Genomic DNA, 1239 nt, shown 5'->3' with positions numbered 1-1239 from the left:
GCCGATGCCATCGCGAGCAGGGTCATTTCGTTGACGACGGCGGGAGGACAGGTGCCCCCATCCACGTCCATGAGAGCCTCGCGGGCGACAGGGCCCAGCCATTCCGTCATCGCGTGCCCCGGGCCGATGGGCTGGTGTGGTGCTTCTGCGGGGGTGAGGGCGACCACCTCGTCTCCGCCGATCCCCGTCACCACGGTACGGATACCGGCCCCGGCCAGTTGGTAGATGAGGGCGGCGGTGGACTCGTGGTAGGGCTCCTCGTAGGGATAGACGTATCCGCTCAAGGCCCGGCGCCCGTCCGGGTGCAGCGGGGGCAGGGCCGGCGTGGTGATGTCTGTGCGAAAGCGCCCGGCGCGGAGCATCTCGGCGCGACGTGTGCGCTGTTGCTCTCCCATCGGACCCGGAAGCAGCATCGCCGACGCAGTGATCCTTTCAGGGTGGCGCAGCGACAGGTGGGTGCCGGTGACGGCCGAGTCGAAGCCGCCTGAGACGTGCGCGCTGGTGGTGTCCGGGTCGTACAGGTGCCGGTCGAGCACCGCATCGAGCATGCTGCCGTACGCGGTCAGTACATCGGCGTCGTCGGCGAGAGCGCGGGCCTTGGAGTGCAGCGCCGGGGCAGGCTGCTCGAAGCGGATCGGTCCGTGACCGTCGTAGTGGGCGGTTGTGCGCTCGGTCAGCCGGTACAGGCCGGTGAAACAGGTGTGATGGCTGTAGCGGAACCACAGGCTGAGCAGGCGTGCCGTCTCGGCGACATGGAAGTCCACGCGAGGCATGCGCTTGACGAGGTCGGCCGTGGTCCATGATCCGTGCAGCACACCGTCGGTAGCGGTCAGGTACAGCGGGCGGTGCCGCGTTCCCCGGCCCTGACGCTGGCCGTGCCGTCGGGGGCAAAGTCGATGGCTACGAAGTTCAGGGGCCAGGCCAAGAGCTCCGCGCGGAGCTGGCGGAAGGTGGTCGTGGACAGCTCCACGACGGCACGCCGGGCATCGCCCGCGCGGTGGGCGTCGCGCTCACGGACATGGACCAGGGCCTGTCCGGTGTCGCGGTCGGTAAGGGCGATCGCGTCCAGGGACGGATGGTCGAGAGGGGCGACCCACGACGAGCCGCATTGAAGGCGGGTGCTGTTCCACGCCCAGCTGTCGGCCTCGCGGCTCATCGGGGCGGGTTGGATGCGCAGCTTGAGCACAAGGTCCTCCACGAGGTGGGGCGCGGGGCCCGGCCGGGCGGGGTCTGGGCCTG

Annotated in this window: 1 protein-coding gene and 1 pseudogene; both read right to left on the bottom strand. The window is 70.0% G+C overall.

Annotated features, from left to right (window positions below; genetic code table 11):
• A pseudogene (locus ACGFX9_RS38355) lies at window positions 1-773 on the bottom strand (asparagine synthase); the annotation flags it as partial.
• A 56-nt stretch (window positions 774-829) separates the two neighbouring features.
• Window positions 830-1239: hypothetical protein (locus ACGFX9_RS38350; protein ID WP_393484531.1), on the bottom strand; the 410-nt coding region annotated here is incomplete at its 5' end.

The sequence above is a fragment of the Streptomyces sp. NPDC048436 genome (genome assembly GCF_043200355.1).
GTDB lineage: Bacteria > Actinomycetota > Actinomycetes > Streptomycetales > Streptomycetaceae > Streptomyces.
The sequence above is the reverse complement of the archived record's forward strand: the minus strand, read 5'-3'. Positions and strand labels throughout refer to the sequence as shown.